This is a genomic window from Streptomyces sp. A012304 (assembly GCF_026008495.1).
In the GTDB taxonomy this organism is placed as follows: Bacteria; Actinomycetota; Actinomycetes; order Streptomycetales; family Streptomycetaceae; genus Streptomyces.
In genome coordinates, this window is record NZ_BQUN01000063.1 from 26875 (window position 1) to 40068 (window position 13194).

At 71.9% G+C, this 13194-nt stretch carries 14 protein-coding genes; 13 read left to right on the forward strand and 1 reads right to left on the reverse strand.

Annotated features, from left to right (window positions below; genetic code table 11):
- Nucleotides 1–134 precede the first annotated feature (134 nt).
- The 8 genes from ald (at nt 135) to ALMP_RS14275 (ending at nt 8097) form a co-directional block, all read left to right on the forward strand.
- Nucleotides 135–1259 (forward strand): alanine dehydrogenase, encoded by a 1125-nt coding sequence (gene ald / locus ALMP_RS14240; RefSeq protein ID WP_264927636.1) that lies wholly within the window; start codon nt 135–137, stop codon nt 1257–1259.
- A gap of 388 nt (nt 1260–1647) precedes the next feature.
- Nucleotides 1648–2784, forward strand: coding sequence for a ParA family protein (locus ALMP_RS14245; RefSeq protein WP_264927637.1), 1137 nt, complete (start codon nt 1648–1650; stop codon nt 2782–2784).
- Nucleotides 2769–3359 (forward strand): hypothetical protein, encoded by a 591-nt coding sequence (locus ALMP_RS14250; protein WP_264927639.1) that lies wholly within the window; start codon nt 2769–2771, stop codon nt 3357–3359. Before ALMP_RS14245 ends, ALMP_RS14250 begins: the two co-directional genes overlap by 16 nt.
- Before the next feature lie 18 nt (nt 3360–3377).
- The gene (locus ALMP_RS14255; protein ID WP_264927641.1) at nt 3378–4511 is read left to right on the forward strand and encodes a ScpA family protein; all 1134 of its coding nucleotides are present in this window, start codon (nt 3378–3380) and stop codon (nt 4509–4511) included.
- A complete protein-coding gene (scpB, locus tag ALMP_RS14260) occupies nt 4508–5173 on the forward strand; it encodes an SMC-Scp complex subunit ScpB (RefSeq protein WP_264927642.1) in 666 nt (221 codons plus the stop codon). The genes ALMP_RS14255 and scpB overlap by 4 nt, the downstream gene beginning before the upstream one ends.
- On the forward strand, nt 5173–6264 hold the full coding sequence (locus ALMP_RS14265) for a pseudouridine synthase (RefSeq protein WP_264927643.1): 1092 nt from the start codon (nt 5173–5175) through the stop codon (nt 6262–6264). The genes scpB and ALMP_RS14265 overlap by 1 nt, the downstream gene beginning before the upstream one ends.
- A 91-nt stretch (nt 6265–6355) precedes the next feature.
- The gene (locus ALMP_RS14270) at nt 6356–7078 is read left to right on the forward strand and encodes an NUDIX hydrolase (RefSeq protein WP_264927644.1); all 723 of its coding nucleotides are present in this window, start codon (nt 6356–6358) and stop codon (nt 7076–7078) included.
- A complete protein-coding gene (locus ALMP_RS14275; RefSeq protein ID WP_264927646.1) occupies nt 7075–8097 on the forward strand; it encodes an ADP-ribosylglycohydrolase family protein in 1023 nt (340 codons plus the stop codon). Before ALMP_RS14270 ends, ALMP_RS14275 begins: the two co-directional genes overlap by 4 nt.
- Before the next feature lie 10 nt (nt 8098–8107).
- Here ALMP_RS14275 and ALMP_RS14280 read toward each other — a convergent pair whose 3' ends face one another.
- Nucleotides 8108–8530 carry a Rieske (2Fe-2S) protein gene (locus ALMP_RS14280; protein WP_264927648.1) on the reverse strand — a complete coding sequence of 141 codons (423 nt, stop codon included), beginning with the start codon at nt 8528–8530 and terminating at the stop codon, nt 8108–8110.
- Nucleotides 8531–8683: 153 nt separating this feature from the next.
- Between ALMP_RS14280 and aroH the strand changes: the two genes are divergently transcribed.
- From aroH to der, 5 genes are all read left to right on the forward strand, one after another.
- The gene (gene aroH, locus ALMP_RS14285; RefSeq protein WP_264927650.1) at nt 8684–9046 is read left to right on the forward strand and encodes a chorismate mutase; all 363 of its coding nucleotides are present in this window, start codon (nt 8684–8686) and stop codon (nt 9044–9046) included.
- Nucleotides 9043–10128: a prephenate dehydrogenase gene (locus ALMP_RS14290; protein ID WP_264927652.1), complete on the forward strand. Its 1086-nt coding sequence runs from the start codon at nt 9043–9045 to the stop codon at nt 10126–10128. The genes aroH and ALMP_RS14290 overlap by 4 nt, the downstream gene beginning before the upstream one ends.
- A 124-nt stretch (nt 10129–10252) precedes the next feature.
- On the forward strand, nt 10253–10939 hold the full coding sequence (gene cmk / locus ALMP_RS14295) for a (d)CMP kinase (protein ID WP_264927654.1): 687 nt from the start codon (nt 10253–10255) through the stop codon (nt 10937–10939).
- Nucleotides 10936–11598 (forward strand): 1-acyl-sn-glycerol-3-phosphate acyltransferase, encoded by a 663-nt coding sequence (locus tag ALMP_RS14300; RefSeq protein ID WP_264927656.1) that lies wholly within the window; start codon nt 10936–10938, stop codon nt 11596–11598. Before cmk ends, ALMP_RS14300 begins: the two co-directional genes overlap by 4 nt.
- A 108-nt stretch (nt 11599–11706) precedes the next feature.
- Nucleotides 11707–13188 (forward strand): ribosome biogenesis GTPase Der, encoded by a 1482-nt coding sequence (der, locus tag ALMP_RS14305; RefSeq protein WP_264927658.1) that lies wholly within the window; start codon nt 11707–11709, stop codon nt 13186–13188.
- The last annotated feature ends 6 nt before the right edge of the window (nt 13189–13194 follow it).

Genomic DNA, 13194 nt, shown 5'->3' on the forward strand with positions numbered 1-13194 from the left:
GCATTGAAAGGCTAGACAGCGGGAACACCTTCATTAGACTGGCTCTGCCGCACGTTCTCCTGCGGTGCATCCCGGTGCGTCCCTTGCCTCCGGGTATGTCTTGCATTGCCCCCACACCCTCTGAGCCAAGGACCGTGATCGACGTGAAGGTCGGCATCCCCCGCGAGGTCAAGAACAACGAGTTCCGGGTGGCCATCACCCCGGCCGGTGTGCATGAGCTGGTGCGCCACGGCCATCAGGTCGTCGTCGAGCGTGGCGCCGGTGTCGGTTCGTCGATCCCGGACGAGGAGTACGTGGCCGCCGGCGCGCAGATCCTGGAGACCGCCGACGAGGTGTGGGCCACCGCCGACCTGCTGCTGAAGGTCAAGGAGCCCATCGCCGAGGAGTACCACCGCCTCCGCAAGGACCAGACGCTCTTCACCTACCTGCACCTGGCCGCCTCCAAAGAGTGCACCGACGCGCTCCTGGAGTCCGGCACCACCGCGATCGCCTACGAGACGGTCGAGCTGCCGAGCCGCGCGCTGCCGCTGCTCGCCCCCATGTCCGAGGTCGCGGGCCGGCTGGCCCCGCAGGTCGGCGCCTACCACCTGATGCGCGCGGCCGGCGGCCGAGGCGTCCTGCCCGGCGGGGTCCCCGGTGTCGCCGCGGGCCGGGCCGTCGTCATCGGCGGCGGTGTCTCCGGCTGGAACGCCGCGCAGATCGCCATCGGCATGGGCTTCCACGTGACCCTGCTCGACAAGGACATCAACAAGCTCAAGGAGGCCGACAAGATCTTCGGTACGAAGATCCAGACCGTCGTCTCCAACGCCTTCGAGCTGGAGAAGGCCTGCCTGGAGGCCGACCTCGTCATCGGCGCCGTCCTCATCCCCGGCGCCAAGGCCCCGAAGCTGGTCACCAACGAGCTGGTCTCCCGGATGAAGCCGGGAAGTGTCCTTGTCGACATCGCGATCGACCAGGGCGGCTGCTTCGAGGACTCCCGCCCCACCACGCACGCCGAGCCGACCTTCCCGGTCCACGGCTCCGTCTTCTACTGCGTCGCCAACATGCCGGGCGCGGTGCCCAACACCTCCACCTACGCCCTCACCAACGCCACGCTGCCCTACATCGTCGAGCTCGCCGACCGGGGCTGGGCGGAGGCGCTGCGCCGCGACCCCGCGCTGGCCAGGGGCCTCAACACCCATGACGGCAAGGTGGTTTACAAGGAGGTCGCCGAGGCGCACGGCCTGGAGCACGTGGAGCTCGACACGCTGCTCGACTAAGTCACCTTTTCGTAAAGGCGATACGTCAACATGGCGCGTCAACCGCCCACTTCCGGCCGGACCTTGCCCGACAAGGTCCGGCCAGATGTGTGTATGGTCACTTTGCGACTCTCGGTCAACTCGCCTCGAACGTAACCCTTAGACCGATTCGCACACCGGCGAAACCTGCCGTGCGACGGCCGTACGCCCTTGACAGCGGGATGTTTCATTGCCGACACATCGGGCCGGGTCCGGCGGATTGTGTTGCTGCGGACGCCCGACACGCCATAGAGTCGCCAACCGTCGGCATGGTGCCACGCTGACCTTGTCTAGAAGTTTCCTGGTCACCAAGGAGGTAAGACGACTTGTGAATGAGTCGACATTTTCTCCCGGGGGTGGTCAACCAGGAATGCCTACGCGGGGCCCGGGCCCCACGGGGCTCGAGGCTGTCGGCTCCGTCGCTGTCCGAACCTTCGCAGCCCACCAGAGCCAGAGAAGCCCCCACACGGCTCTGTCAGCACACCAGAGCATGGATGGCCATCACGTGAACGCCATGGCCGGCGACGGAAGTGGCGCGCCCCACGACCACTTCGCCGACTACGACGAACTGCCCGACGGGCACTTCTACGACCCCGACGCCGAGTACGAGCCCGACCCGGAGTACGCGGCCACCCTCGCGCCCGACGCCGCCCGCCAGCGGCGCGAGCGCATCGGCCCGACCGGTCGCCCGCTGCCGTACTTCCCGATCCCGGGCCCGCTGACGAACCACGGACCCGCGACGATCATCGCGATGTGCAACCAGAAGGGCGGCGTCGGCAAGACGACGTCGACCATCAACCTGGGTGCCGCGCTCGCGGAGTACGGACGCCGGGTGCTGCTCGTGGACTTCGACCCGCAGGGCGCGCTGTCGGTCGGTCTCGGCGTCAACCCCATGGAGCTCGACCTCACGGTCTACAACCTGCTCATGGAGCGGGGGATGTCGGCCGACGAGGTGCTCCTGAAGACCGCCGTCCCCAACATGGACCTGCTGCCGAGCAACATCGACCTGTCGGCGGCCGAGGTCCAGCTGGTGAGCGAGGTCGCCCGCGAGTCGACCCTCCAGCGCGCGCTCAAGCCGCTGATGGACGACTACGACTACATCGTCATCGACTGTCAGCCCTCGCTCGGTCTGCTCACGGTCAACGCGCTGACGGCCGCGCACAAGGTGATCGTCCCGCTGGAGTGCGAGTTCTTCGCCCTGCGCGGTGTGGCGCTGCTGACCGAGACCATCGAGAAGGTCCAGGAGCGTCTCAACCCGGAGCTGGAGCTCGACGGGATCCTCGCGACCATGTACGACTCGCGCACCGTGCACAGCCGCGAGGTGCTCGCGCGGGTCGTCGAGGCGTTCGACGACCACGTCTACCACACGGTCATCGGGCGCACGGTCCGCTTCCCGGAGACCACGGTCGCCGGTGAGCCGATCACCACGTACGCCTCCAACTCCGTCGGTGCCGCCGCCTACCGCCAGCTTGCCAGGGAGGTGCTCGCCCGGTGTCACGCCGAGTGAGTCTGCCGGGGGCCGACGAACTCTTCCGTACGACAGGGGGAATGGCGCTCCAGCCGTCCGCACCCCGGCGCCCCGCAGGCGGCGAGGCCCGGGTGCCCGCGCCGGCGGGCGAGAGCGACGCGGTGGCGGCCGGCGCGGCCGAGGACGCGCCGCACGCCGTGCCCGCGCAGGGCGGTGACGGCGAGGGCGCCGAGCACGTGGCGGTCGACGCGGAGCAGGCCGACGCCGGGGAGTCCCGCAGCAGGGCCGCCGGCTCGGAGCGTCCCGCGCGGCGCCAGGGCGCGCAGGAAGGTTCTGCCGCCCCCGCGGCCGGCGCCGCCGCCCAGCCCCGCAAGCGCGGGCGCTCGGCGACGCGGCGGCCCAGCGGCCGGGAACGGCACGACGAGAAGATCACGGTGTACGTGTCCGCCGAGGAGCTGATGGACCTGGAGCACGCCCGGCTGGTGCTCCGCGGCGAGCACGGGCTGGCCGTCGACCGGGGCCGCATCGTCCGTGAGGCGGTCGCCGTCGTCCTCGCCGACCTGGAGACCCGCGGGGACGCCAGCATCCTCGTACGGCGGCTGCGCGGGCGGTAGCGGTAGCCTGCGGGGGCCATGACCTCGAACGACGTTCCCGCTCCCGCCCCCGGCGCACCGGCCGGCCGTCGGCGTGCGCTGGGGCGGGGACCGGGGACGAGCACTCCACGAACCGAGCCGCCCGCCCCTGACCGGACTGAGCCGGCCCCGGCACCCGCAGCCCAGCCGGAACCGACGGAGCCCGAGCGGCGGCCGGGACGCGACGCGGAGGCGGAGGCCGAGCGGCGTTCGGAACGCGACGCGGAGGCGGAGGCCGAGCTGCGGGCAGCGCCCGAGGCGCTGCCGCAGCCGCGTCCCGCGCGTGACGACGAGCCGGCCGCCGTCGACTCCCCGGAGGCGTCCGACGGTGTCTTCAAGGTGCGGCTCGCCAACTTCGAAGGCCCCTTTGACCTGCTGCTCCAGCTGATCTCCAAGCACAAGCTGGACGTCACCGAGGTCGCGCTGTCGAAGGTCACCGACGAGTTCATGGCGCACATCCGGGCCATGGGGCCGGACTGGGACCTGGACCAGACGACGGAGTTCCTGGTCGTCGCCGCGACATTGCTCGACCTGAAGGCGGCCCGGCTGCTGCCCGCCGCGGAGGTCGAGGACGAGGCGGACCTGGCGCTGCTCGAAGCCCGTGACCTGCTCTTCGCGCGGCTGCTCCAGTACCGCGCGTACAAGCAGATCGCCGACATCTTCACCGGCAGGCTCGACGACGAGGCCCGCCGCCACCCCCGTACCGTCGGCCTCGAACCGCACCACGCCGAGCTGCTGCCCGAGGTCGTCATCAGCATCGGCGCGGAGGGTTTCGCCCGGCTCGCGGTCAAGGCGATGCAGCCCAAGCCCAAGCCGCAGGTGTACGTCGACCACATCCACGCGCCGCTCGTCTCCGTGCGGGAGCAGGCGCACATCGTGATCGGGCGGCTTCGGGAACTCGGGGAGGCCAGCTTCCGGGTGCTGGTGGAGGACACCGACGACACCCTCACCGTCGTGGCGCGCTTCCTGGCGCTGCTGGAGCTGTACCGCGAGAAGGCCGTCGCCCTCGACCAGGAGACCGCCCTCGGGGAGCTGCTCGTGCGCTGGACCGGCGGGGACGGGGACGAGACACCGCGGGTGACCGACGAGTTCGACCGGCCGCCCGAGGCGCCCAAGGAGGAGAGGAAGCCGTGAGCGAGGACACCCCCGAGGTCCAGGCCGGGCCGCGCGCCGTCGCCGGCCTCGACCTCAAGCCCGCCCTGGAGGCCGTGCTGATGGTCGTGGACGAGCCCGCGACCGAGGAGCACCTCGCGAAGATCGTGGAACGGCCGCGGCGCCAGGTCGCGGACGCGCTGCGGGAGCTGGCCGACGAGTACACCGCGCAGGGGCGCGGCTTCGAGCTGCGGTTCGTCGCGGGCGGCTGGCGGGTCTACACCCGGGCCGAGTACGCCGCCGCCGTCGAACGCTTCGTGCTCGACGGCCAGCAGGCCCGGCTCACCCAGGCCGCGCTGGAGACGCTCGCCGTGGTCGCCTACCGCCAGCCGGTCAGCCGCAGCCGGGTCTCGGCCGTGCGCGGAGTGAACTGCGACGGCGTGATGCGCACCCTCCTCCAACGCGGTCTGGTCGAGGAGGCGGGCACGGAACCCGAAACAGGTGCGATCCTGTACAGGACGACGAACTACTTCCTGGAGCGGATGGGCCTGCGCGGTCTGGACGAGCTCCCGGAGCTCGCGCCCTTCCTCCCGGAGGCGGAGGCGATCGAGGCCGAGACCCAGGAAGGCGTACCGTCGTTCGATCCGGACGCCCCGGATCCGGACGACGGTCCCACGACGAACACGACGACGACGGAACTTTGATGCGAAGCAGCGGCAGCGGTAGCGGCAGGAGCGGCGGGCGCGGTAACTACCGCGGGGCCGGCAACGACAGGGACCAGAAGCAGGGCGGCCAGGGCGGCCGTCCCCGCAAGCCCCGCCCCGAGGAGCGCCGCTACGACGTGGGCCCCGGGGCGACCAAGGACGGCCCCAAGTCCGGGCGCGGCGGCTCCGCGCGCGGCGGCGCCAAGGGCGGGCCCAAGCAGTCCCAGCAGGGCGGGGGAGGCGGGGGACGCGGCCGTACGGCTCCGGCGCGCTCACGCGAGTACGAGGCACGGGTCGAGGAGCGCAACCGCGAGCGGTACGCCGGGAAGAAGGACGTCAAGCTCCCCAAGACGTTCCCGGGCGCCGAGCAGGAGGGCGAGCGGCTGCAGAAGGTCCTCGCGCGCGCGGGCTACGGCTCCCGGCGCGCCTGCGAGGAGCTGATCGAGCAGGCCCGGGTGGAGGTCAACGGCGAGATCGTCCTGGAGCAGGGCAAGCGCGTCGACCCGGAGAAGGACGAGGTCAAGGTCGACGGCCTGACCGTCGCGACGCAGTCGTACCAGTTCTTCTCGCTGAACAAGCCGGCCGGTGTGGTGTCCACCATGGAGGACCCCGACGGCCGGCAGTGCCTCGGGGACTACGTCACCAACCGTGAGACCCGGCTCTTCCACGTCGGGCGGCTCGACACCGAGACCGAGGGCGTCATCCTGCTCACCAACCACGGCGAGCTGGCCCACCGGCTGACCCACCCCAGGTACGGCGTGAAGAAGACCTACCTCGCCGCCATCGTGGGCCCGATCCCGCGCGACCTCGGCAAGCGGCTGAAGGACGGCATCCAGCTGGAGGACGGCTACGCGCGCGCGGACCACTTCCGGGTCGTCGAGCAGACCGGCAAGAACTACCTCGTCGAGGTCACCCTCCACGAGGGCCGCAAGCACATCGTGCGCCGCATGCTCGCCGAGGCCGGTTTCCCGGTCGAGAAGCTGGTGCGCACCGCCTTCGGCCCGATCACCCTGGGCGACCAGAAGTCGGGCTGGCTGCGCCGGCTGTCCAACACCGAGGTCGGGATGCTGATGAAGGAAGTGGACCTGTAAGGGCTCGCCTCGAAAAGGGCCGCCCGAAAGGGCTTGTGACCACCCGCACCCCCTTTTATAGTCGTGATGACTATTAAAGGGGGTGCAGGTCATGCGGGGCTACGACAAGTACGCCTACGAACCCTTCGCCGTCACCGTGGACCTCGCGATCCTCACGCTGCGCGAGGGCACGCTGCACGTCCTGCTCGTCGAGCGGGGCCAGGAGCCGTACGCCGGCCGCTGGGCGCTGCCCGGGGGCTTCGTGCTGCCCGACGAGTCGGCGGAGCGGGCCGCCCGGCGTGAACTCGCCGAGGAGACCGGCCTGGAGGACGTCTCCGGGCTCCACCTGGAGCAGCTGCGCACCTACAGCGAACCCGACCGCGACCCCAGGATGCGGGTCGTGTCCGTCGCCTTCGCCGCACTGCTGCCCGACGCGCCCGAACCGCACGGTGGCGGCGACGCGGCCCAGGCGCGCTGGATGCCGTACGACGACGTCCGGCAGCTCGCCTTCGACCACGACCGGATCCTGGCCGACGCCCATGAACGCGTCGGCGCCAAGCTCGAGTACACCTGCCTCGCCACCGCCTTCTGCCCGCCCGAGTTCACCCTCGGCGAGCTCCAGCAGGTGTACGAGACGGTGTGGGGCACCGGCCTGGACCGGCCCAACTTCCGCCGCAAGGTGCTCGCCACCCCGGGCTTCGTCGAGCCCGTCCCCGGCGGCGCCGCGCGTCTGACCGGCGGCCGGGGCAAACCGGCCGCCCTCTACCGCGCGGGCACCGCCACCACCCTCCACCCGCCCCTGCTGCGACCGCCCCGGGAAGGACGTTCCGCATGACCGCCTCCACCACCGTCAGGAAGCGCGCCGCCACCGGAGCCCTGGTGGGCCTCGCGCTGGGGGACGCGCTCGGGTTCCCGACCGAGTTCAACGACGTCCCGTCGATCCTCGCCAAGTTCGGGCCGTGGCGGGAGATGCCGCTGCCACAGCGCGCCTTCGTCTCCGACGACACCCAGATGACCCTGGCCGTGGCACGCGCCCTGCGCACCTCCATGGACCGGGGGCTGCTGGTCCCGTCGCGGCTCGAGCGGCCGCTGCGCGAGGAGTTCATCGACTGGTACCAGTCGCCCGAGAACAACCGGGCCCCGGGCCGCACCTGCATGACCGCCTGCAACCTGCTGAAGGACGAGCACCGCCGGTGGCAGGACGCGAGCCAGATCGGCTCCAAGGGCTGCGGCGCCAACATGCGCGTCGCCCCGCTCGGTCTCGCGCCCGGCCTCAGCGACGAGCAGCGGGCCGGTGCCGCCCAGCTCCAGTCCGGCCTCACCCACGGGCACCCCACCGCGCTCGCCGCCTCCGACCTCACCGCCCACGCCGTACGCCTGCTCGCGCAGGGCGCCGAACCGGCCGGCCTGGTCGGGCTGCTGCGCTCGTACGCCCTCGACAACCGCACCCGCTACCACGAGCGCTGGCTGGGCGACCTGTGGACCCGCTCCCAGGACCCGTCCCCGGAGCAGTTCATCGCGCGCGGCTGGGACGACTGCCTGGCCGTCCTGGAGCGCCTCCAGGAGGCCCTGCGCCGCCCGTCACCCGAGACCGACCCGTGCCTGGCGACGGGGGAGGGGTGGATCGCCGAGGAGGCGATGGCGAGCGGGCTGCTGTGCTTCCTGCTCTTCCCCGACGAGCCGGTGACCGCGCTGCGCCGGGCCGCCTGCTCCTCGGGCGACTCCGACTCCATCGCCTGCCTCGCCGGGGCCTTCGCGGGCGCGTACGCCGGTGCCGACGCCTGGCCGACGGAGTGGGCCGACCGGATCGAGTACCGGGGCGAACTGGTGACCCTCGGAGCGCTCTGGGACTGAGCCGCCGGGGTCACGCCAGTCTGATGGTGCCGCCCTCCACCGTGATCCGCTCCGCCGGCAGCGGCCTGGTCGCCGGGCCGCCGGTCACCGACCCGTCGGTGATGCGGAAGCTGCTCCGGTGGCAGGGGCAGTTGATGGTGCCGTCGGCGACGGCGGCCACCGTGCAGGCCTGGTGGGTGCAGACGGCGGAGAAGGCCTTGAACTCGCCCTCGGTCGGCTGCGTGACCACGACCTTCTCGTCCGGAAAGATCTTGCCGCCGCCGACCGGGATGTCGCTCGTCTTCGCGAGTTCCCGGTCACCGGTGGCGTTCGGTGAGCGCGAGGCGTCCGACGCGCCTCCGTCGTCCGAGCCGCCGCAGCCCGCGACGAGTGCCGCCGCGCCCGCGGCGCCTGTCGCGAGAAGAACCGTACGACGTGAGGCGGAGGGGGTCATTCCGCCATCCTGGCACCGAAGGCCCTCAAGGAGAAGCAACTCCGGAGAAGAGCCGCGAAACGGTCCGTCTCAGCGGGCGGGCGTCGCGGATGCCGCCGACGCGGGCTGACTAGGCTGGAAACCGACACAGATCGACGAACGAGGAGCGGTGCGGTGGCGGTACGAGCGGTCCGGGGGGCCGTCCAGCTGGAGAAGGACGAGGCCGGCCACATGGACGAGCAGGTCGGGGCCCTGCTCACCGCCATCATGGAGCGGAACTCCCTCACCGCCGACGACCTGATCAGCATCTGGTTCACGGCCACGCCCGACCTACACAGCGACTTCCCGGCCGCCGCCGCCCGCAAGCTGGGCATCGTCGACGTCCCGCTGATCTGCGCCCAGGAGCTCGACGTACGGGGCGCCATGCCGCGGGTCGTGCGGATCCTCGCGCACGTCGAGTCCGATCTGCCGCGCGCCGGCATCCACCACGTCTACCTCGGTGCCGCCGCCGCCCTGCGCAAGGACATCGCCCAGTGAGGACCGCACTCGTCATCGGAACCGGGCTCATCGGCACCTCCGCGGCCCTGGCGCTCGTCCAGCGGGGCGTCGTCGTCCACCTGGAGGACCGCGACCCCGAGCAGGCCCGTACGGCGGCCGCGCTCGGCGCCGGCACCGACGAGACCCCCGACGGCCCGGTCGACGTGGCCATCGTCGCCGCCCCGCCCGCCCATGTGGCCGGTGTGCTCGCCGAGGCCATGCGCCGCGGTGTGGCCCGCGGCTACCTCGACGTCGCCAGCGTCAAGGGCGGCCCGCGCCGCGAGCTGGAGGCGCTCGGCCTGGACCTGTCGACGTACCTCGGCACGCACCCCATGTCCGGCCGGGAGAAGTCCGGCCCGCTGGCCGCGACCGGGGACCTCTTCGAGGGCCGGCCCTGGGTGCTGACGCCGACCCGGGACACCGACACCGAGGTGCTGAACCTGGCGCTGGAGCTGGTCTCGCACTGCCGGGCCGTCCCGGTGGTGATGGACGCCGACGCCCACGACCGGGCGGTGGCGCTGGTCTCCCACATGCCCCACCTGGTCTCCAGCCTGGTCGCCGCCCGGCTGGAGCACGCCGAGGAGGCCGCCGTACGGCTGTGCGGGCAGGGCATCCGGGACGTGACCCGGATCGCCGCCTCCGACCCCCGGATGTGGATCGACATCCTCTCCGCGAACCCGGGGCCGGTCGCCGACCTGCTCACCGATGTCGCCGCCGACCTGGAGGAGACCGTCCGGGCGCTGCGGGCCCTGCAGTCCGCCGACGAGGACAAGCGCGGCGAGGGCGCCGGCGGCATCGAGGACGTCCTGCGCCGCGGCAACGCCGGCCAGGTCCGTGTCCCCGGCAAGCACGGGTCCGCTCCGCGGGCGTACGAGGTCGTCGCCGTGCTGATCGACGACCAGCCCGGGCAGCTGGCGCGGATCTTCGCCGACGCGGGCGCCGCCGGTGTCAACATCGAGGACGTCCGCATCGAGCACGCGACGGGACAGCAGGCGGGTCTGGTACAGCTGATGGTGGAGCCCAAGAGCGCCACGGTGCTCTCCGCGGCGCTGCGCGAGCGGGGCTGGGCGATCCGGCGGTAGCCGCACCTCAGCGGCCCCGGCGCACCCCTGTGCTGCCGGACGGGTGACCGCCACCCAGTAACCTTGTGCGGGGCACAGTCTCGTCCCCGTAGCCCACCACCTCGCACCAGGAAGGTGTCCCCCCGTGGAAAACGGCGCCGCCCAGCCCGTGATTGTCGCCATCGACGGTCCCTCCGGCACGGGCAAGTCGAGCACGTCCAAGGCCGTCGCGGCCCAGCTCGGCCTGAGCTACCTGGACACCGGTGCGCAGTACCGCGCGATCACGTGGTGGATGGTGAACAACGGGATCGACATCGAGGACCCCACCGCGATCGCCGCCGTCGCCGGCAAGCCGGAGATCGTCTCCGGCACCGACCCGGCGAACCCGACGATCACGGTCGACGGCACCGACGTGGCCGGCCCGATCCGCACCCAGGAGGTCACCTCCAAGGTCAGCGCCGTCAGCGCCGTGCCGGAGGTGCGGGCCCGGATCACCGAGTTGCAGCGGTCGCTCGCCTCCTCCGCCGAGAAGGGGATCGTCGTCGAGGGGCGGGACATCGGCACCACCGTGCTGCCCGACGCGGACCTGAAGATCTTCCTGACCGCGTCGGCGGAGGCCCGGGCCGCCCGCCGCAGCGGCGAGCTGAAGGGCGTCGACGTCCACGCCACCCGCGAGGCCCTCATCAAGCGGGACGCCGCCGACTCCTCCCGCAAGACCTCGCCCCTCGCCAAGGCGGACGACGCGGTCGAGGTGGACACCACCGAGCTGACGCTGGCGCAGGTCATCGAGTGCGTCGTCACCCTCGTCGAGGAGAAGCGGGCCGGAAAGTGAGCGAGCTGCCTTCGGAGCGGGGCGCCGAGGTCGGGCGGCGCATCGGCGTCGGCCTGATGTACGGGCTGTGGAAGCCTCGGGTGCTGGGCGCCTGGAAGGTCCCGGCGAGCGGGCCGGTGATCTTCGCCGTCAACCACTCCCACAACGTCGACGGACCGATGGTCATGGGCGTGGCGCCCCGGCCGACGCACTTCCTGATCAAGAAGGAGGCGTTCATCGGCCCGCTCGACCCCTTCCTGACCGGCATCGGCCAGCTCAAGGTCGACCGTGGGACCACCGACCGCACGGCGATCACCCGCGCGCTGGGCGTCCTGGACAATGGCGGGGTCCTCGGGATCTTCCCCGAGGGCACCCGCGGCGAGGGCGACTTCGCCTCCCTGCGCGCCGGGCTCGCCTACTTCGCGGTGCGCAGCGGGGCGCCGATCGTCCCGGTCGCCGTGCTGGGAAGTTCCGAGCGACGGGGACGGTTGCTGAAGGGGCTGCCCCCGCTGCGCTCCCGCGTCGACGTCGTCTTCGGCGACCCGTTCGAGGCGGGCGACGGCAGCGGGCGGCGCACCCGCAAGGCGCTGGACGAGGCGACCGAGCGGATCCAGAAGCAGCTGGCCGCGCACCTGGAACAGGCCAGACGGCTCACCGGCCGTCCGACCGGGGCGCGGTAAAACGCCGGGCGTCCGACCGGGCGCTGGGCGACACTGAGTAGTGGTTCAGCCGGCACACCACCGGGTGCTCCACCGATCACCACGAATGAACGACGAGGTACGGACTTCATGAACGACCACATCCAGCCCGGCGGCTCGGACGGATTCGAGCACGATCACGGGGCGCTCGGCGACGCCGAGTACGCGGAGTTCATGGAGCTCGCCGCGGAAGAGGGCTTCGACCTGGAGGACGTCGAGGGCGCCATCGAGGAGGCGGGCCACGGTCCGCTGCCCGTGCTCGCCGTCGTCGGCCGCCCCAATGTCGGCAAGTCGACCCTGGTGAACCGCATCATCGGCCGCCGCGAGGCGGTCGTCGAGGACAAGCCGGGCGTCACCCGCGACCGCGTCACCTACGAGGCGGAGTGGGCGGGCCGCCGCTTCAAGGTCGTCGACACCGGCGGCTGGGAGCAGGACGTCCTCGGCATCGACGCCTCCGTGGCCGCGCAGGCCGAGTACGCGATCGAGGCCGCCGACGCCGTCGTGTTCGTCGTCGACGCCAAGGTCGGCCCCACCGACACCGACGAGGCGGTCGTCCGTCTGCTGCGCAAGGCCGGCAAGCCCGTCGTGCTGTGCGCCAACAAGGTCGACGGGCCCAGCGGCGAGGCCGACGCGGCCTACCTGTGGTCCCTGGGCCTGGGCGAGCCCCACCCGGTCTCCGCGCTGCACGGCCGCGGCACCGGCGACATGCTGGACGCCGTCCTGGAGGCGCTGCCGGAGGCGCCCGAGCAGACCTTCGGCACGGCGGTCGGCGGCCCGCGCCGCATCGCCCTCATCGGCCGCCCCAACGTCGGCAAGTCCTCGCTGCTGAACAAGGTGGCGGGCGAGGAGCGGGTCGTCGTCAACGAACTCGCGGGCACCACCCGTGACCCGGTCGACGAGCTGATCGAACTCGGCGGCGTCACCTGGAAGTTCGTCGACACGGCCGGCATCCGCAAGCGGGTCCACCTCCAGCAGGGCGCCGACTACTACGCCTCGCTGCGCACCGCGGCCGCCGTCGAGAAGGCCGAGGTGGCGGTCGTCCTGATCGACGCCTCCGAGAGCATCTCGGTGCAGGACCAGCGCATCCTCACCATGGCCGTCGAGGCGGGCCGCGCGCTCGTCATCGCGTACAACAAGTGGGACACCCTCGACGAGGAGCGCCGCTACTACCTGGAGCGGGAGATCGAGACCGAGCTCGGCCAGGTGTCCTGGGCGCCCCGGGTGAACGTCTCGGCGCGCACCGGACGGCACATGGAGAAGCTGGTCCCCGCGATCGAGACCGCGCTGGCCGGCTGGGAGACCCGCGTGCCCACGGGCCGGCTGAACGCCTTCCTCGGCGAGCTGGTCTCGGCCCACCCGCACCCGATCCGGGGCGGCAAGCAGCCGCGCATCCTCTTCGGCACCCAGGCCGGCACCAAGCCGCCGCGGTTCGTGCTGTTCGCCTCCGGCTTCATCGAGGCGGGTTACCGGCGCTTCATCGAGCGGCGGCTGCGCGAGGAGTTCGGCTTCGAGGGCACGCCGATCCACATCTCGGTGCGGGTGCGCGAGAAGCGCGGCGCGAAGAAGAAGTAGGCCGGT